This is a genomic window from Nitratidesulfovibrio liaohensis, assembly GCF_011682075.1.
GTDB lineage: Bacteria > Desulfobacterota > Desulfovibrionia > Desulfovibrionales > Desulfovibrionaceae > Cupidesulfovibrio > Cupidesulfovibrio liaohensis.
Genome location: NZ_VSMK01000223.1, coordinates 1 through 4317, shown reverse-complemented (window position 1 = coordinate 4317; position 4317 = coordinate 1). Strand labels below are relative to the sequence as shown.

The 4317-nt window shown below is 67.2% G+C and carries 3 protein-coding genes and 1 pseudogene; all 4 read right to left on the bottom strand.

What is annotated here, in order from left to right; translation table 11 throughout:
- The coding region (locus FVW27_RS08890) for a thiamine pyrophosphate-dependent enzyme (RefSeq protein ID WP_243838306.1) at positions 1–999 on the bottom strand (999 nt) is incomplete at its 3' end.
- A 289-nt stretch (positions 1000–1288) separates the two neighbouring features.
- Entirely contained in the window at positions 1289–1948 is a 660-nt protein-coding gene (gene rpe, locus FVW27_RS08885; RefSeq protein WP_167124447.1) for a ribulose-phosphate 3-epimerase, read from the bottom strand.
- A 654-nt stretch (positions 1949–2602) separates the two neighbouring features.
- Positions 2603–2824 (bottom strand): annotated as a pseudogene (locus FVW27_RS20920) (MerR family transcriptional regulator); the annotation flags it as partial.
- 227 nt (positions 2825–3051) lie between these two features.
- Positions 3052–4317: phenylalanine--tRNA ligase subunit beta-related protein (locus FVW27_RS08875; protein ID WP_481850160.1), on the bottom strand; the 1266-nt coding region annotated here is incomplete at its 5' end.

Here is a 4317-nt window from a genome sequence, read left to right as displayed (position 1 = left end):
CAGGTCGCCCGCCATGCGGCGCTCGAACTCGGCGGCCAGTTCGGGATGAGCGGCGCGGTAGCGGGCAAACAGGTCGTTCCAGGCGGCCTCGACGGCGGTGCCGCGCGGGCGGGCGTCCCACCCGGCATAGATGTCCGCCGGAATTTCGAAGGGCGGGTACGGCCAGTTCATGCATTCGCGCGCGGCGGCGATTTCGGCGGCGCCCAGGGGCGAGCCGTGGCAATTGTGGCTGCCCGCCTTGGTGGGTGCGCCCTGGCCGATGCGGGTCTTGCAGCAGATCAGGCTGGGCTTGCCGGGCACCGCACGGGCGGCTTTCAGCGCGGCGGCGATGGCCTCGCCGTCGTGCCCGTCCACGTTGCGCACCACATGCCAGCCGTAGGCTTCGAAGCGGGCCGGGGTATCGTCGGCGAACCAACCGGCGATGTCGCCGTCGATGGAGATGCCGTTGTCGTCATAAAAGGCGGTCAGCTTGCCGAGGCCCAGGGTGCCCGCAAGGGAGCACGCCTCGTGCGAGATGCCTTCCATCATGCAGCCGTCGCCCAGGAACACATACGTGGCATGGTCCACCACGTCGTAGCCGGGACGGTTGAACTGCTGGGCCATGAGCCTTTCGGCCATGGCCATGCCCACGGCGGTGGCGATGCCCTGCCCCAGCGGGCCGGTGGTGGTCTCCACGCCGGGGGTGATGCCGTATTCGGGATGGCCGGGGGTCTTGGAATGCAGCTGACGGAAGTTGCGGATGTCGTCCATGCTGACATCGTAGCCGGAGAGATGCAGCAGCGCGTAGATGAGCATGGAGCCGTGCCCGTTGGAAAGCACGAAGCGGTCGCGGTCGGCCCATTTGGGGTTGGCGGGGTTGTGCTTCAGGCAATCGTTCCAGAGCACTTCGGCGATGTCCGCCATGCCCATGGGCGCACCGGGGTGCCCGGACTTGGCCTTTTCCACGGCGTCCATGCTGAGCACGCGGATGGCGTTGGCGAGTTCCTTGCGAGACGGCATTGCAACCTCCAGCGGGGTTCTGTGCGGCGGCGGGCGGACGCCCTGCGCCGTTGGCTATGCAGCGGTACGGCGCGGTGCGCCGGAAAATACACGGATGGACGGGCGCGAGCGCCCTGCCGAAACGGTCGTGCATGCGGCGGGGGATGCCGCACATGCGAGAGGTGGGCACTGCCTTGCGGCGGCGCCCACACCCGACTAGTCCGTTCCGCGCCATCTGGCAACGGGAAAATCACATCAGCGGATGCGCCATGGCGTTACCGGCCATGGCACCACGGCCTTCCCGCCGACCTCAGAGAACGGAGTTGGCCGCCGCCTCAAACGCCTTCAACCGCTCGGCATAGGGCGGAAACTTGAAGAAGGCCGAACCGGAAACCAGCACGTCCGCCCCGCTCTGCACGAGTTGCGCCGTGTTGGACGGGTCCACCCCACCGTCCACCTGAATGAGCGTGGACAGGCCGCGCGCATTGATCATGGCGCGCAACTCGCTGATCTTGCGATAGCTGGCGGGCAGGAACGACTGGCCGCCGAAGCCGGGGTTGACGGTCATGATCAGCACCATGTCCGCGTCGTCCAGCACGTAGTCCAGCACCGAAAGCGGAGTGTGCGGGTTCAGCGCCACGCCGGACTTGATCCCCAGGCGCCGAATTTCTGCCAGGGCGCGCTGCACGTGGGGGGTGGCCTCTGCGTGCACCACCAGCATGTCCGCCCCGGCATCCACGAATTCGTGCAGGTAGCGTTCCGGGCGTTCCACCATCAGGTGCACATCGAAGAACAGGCGGCTCTGCTTGCGCAAATGGGCGATGACCGGCTGGCCATAGGTGATGTTGGGCACGAAGGTGCCGTCCATGACGTCCCAGTGCACCCAGGACAGTCCGGCGGCTTCCAGGGCGGCCAGTTCGTCGGCCAGATGACCGAAATCGGAGGACAGCAGCGAAGGGGAAAGGATCATGCGGTGCTCGTGGCGCGGATGCGCGGTTGCGGGAAACACCCCGTTGCATGGAGGCGCGCAGCACTGGGCCGATTGTGCCCCATTGCGCGGCATGCGGACGGGAATGGCGAAAGCGGCGACGGGGCAACGAAAAGCAGGGCAGGCAGCCCGACCGGAAAGATGGCGGAATCAGTCCGCGCCAGCCAGCAGGCGGCGCATGGCCTCCAGTTCCGTGATGATCTCGCGCACCGTTCCGTGCGCGGCACTGCCGGGCACAGGACCGTTTGCTGAAAAGCCGGGGCTCACGCCATCCGGGGAGGCGCCCTGCGCACCCCGCGGTACGGCATGCCCGCCTCGAGTGCCCGTTTGCGGCGCTTCACCGTCATCGGGCAGCAGCAGGCCGTGCAGGTACTGGTCCCAGGCCTGCACCCGCGAGGCGGCGGCAGACAGGGCACGTCCCTTAGGACCGGACACCGCCGGAGCATCGTCAGCAAGGTCGACGGCCTCGTCGTCATCCTGAGCGTCGTCACCCTGTGCGTCGGAAACGGCGATGTCGTCCGGGTCGTCATCGCCGAAGCCGACCAGTCCGGCGACATCAATTTCCGCCGTGTCGACCGTGTCCGCCAGATCAGGTTCCCCAACGGGCATGCCGGTGCCGGACGGAGCGCCGCGCTCTGCCAGCATGCGGCGCGCGCCTTCTATGGTCAGGCCGCGCTCGTGCAGCAGGAAACGGATGCGCCGCAGCAGGGCCAGGTCCGCCTCGGTGTAGAGGCGCTGGCCCTTTTCGGTGCGCAGCGGAACCAGCTGGGGAAACTCCGTTTCCCAGAACCTGAGGACATAGGTCTTCAGGTTCAGCAGCGACGCCGCCTCGCCTATCCGGTATGTCCGTTCCGCCATGCCGTCTCCCGGTTTGTTCGCGCTACTCCCGCCCGCCCTCGCAAGCGTGCAAAAGAGGAGTTTCGTTCGTTGGCGCGGAAAACGAGCCTGCCATAAGGGAGTATGCGGCAGCCGTTATGCGAGTCTTCGAGCATTACGGAAGGCGACCGCATCGCGCCCTTATCGTATTCGACCGCTATGGCAGGCGAAGTTTGACAACGCCAACGGGCGAAAGACCCTTTTGCAGGTTACAACCGTACGGGGAGTGCCTGCTGGAGGGAACTTGCCACTTTCTCGCGTTCCTTGTCCACTTCGGCGTCCTTCAGGGTGCGCCCGGCATGGCGGAAGGTCATGCGGAAGGTCAGGTTGCGTTCCTCGCGGTCTTCCGGAGCAAAGACATCAATGAGTTCGACACCTTCAAGCAGCGGCAGCTTCATTCCGCGCACGTGGTCCAGCACAGCGCCGGCCTGCAGGGCGGCGGGGGCCATCACCGTGATGTCGCGGCGCACCGGCGGGTACACCGGCAGCGCGGCAAAGCGCACCGTCACGGCGTCGTGCAGTTGGCGCGCCGCATCAAGGTCGATGTCGGCCAGCCACACGTCCTTGCGGGCGTGGTAGGCATCGGCAAGGTCGGGCCGTACACGGCCCATGACGCCCAGTGCCCTGCCCTGCACCGTCACGGTGACGCACGGGGCCAGGAAAGGATGCGGCGCCTCGGCCACCGCGCAGCACGGCTGCGACAGGTGCAGGAAGGCCGCAAAGTGTTCCACCACGCCCTTCAGGTCCTGGTAGTCGGCGTCGGCTTCCGGGTTGGGCCAGGCGCTGTCGTGGCGCGCGCCGTACATCAGGATGCCCAGACGCCCCCGCTCGCAGGCGGTGGTTTCCGCAGTTGCGTCCGCCGTGAAAATGCGCGCCAGTTCGAACAGCCGCAGCCCGGCGTTGCCCTGCGCGATGTTGTGGCGCAGGTTGTTCAGAAGGCCCGGGGCCAGCGCCGTGCGCAACACGTTCTGGTCTTCGGACAGCGGGTTCATGATCGGAATGCGGCCTTCGGTGGGCAGGCCCAGGTGATCCAGATCCTTCTGGCCCACGAAGCTGTAGTTGATGGCCTCGTTGAGGCCAAGGCCGCGGCCCCAGCCCTTGATGCGCTTCCAGAAATCGTACTCGGACTCGGGCGCGCCCGCCTGGTCCAACGGACGCATGACCTTGGGCAGCACCGGCGGAATGGCGTCCAGCCCGTACACGCGGCCCACTTCCTCGATCAGGTCGGCCTCGCGTTCGAAGTCCAGTCGATGGCTGGGGGCGGAAACCTTCCAGTCGGCGGCGTCGGACTTGTCCAGCACGCAGCCGAGGCCGGCCAGGGTGTCGGCGCAGAAAGCGTCGCCAATGGTGTCCTCGCCCATGCCCAGCAGCATGCGGGCGCGCGCCGGGCGGAAGCGCAGCGCGGGGCTGGTCCAGGGGCGCGGTTCGGCGCTGCACATGCCGGGGCGCAACCGCGCGCCGGAAAGCTCGGCCAT

Excerpts from the sequence above, each read along its gene's own strand:
- rpe (WP_167124447.1), bottom strand. The coding sequence starts at position 1,948 with ATGATCCTTTCCCCTTCGCTGCTGTCCTCCGATTTCGGTCATCTGGCC.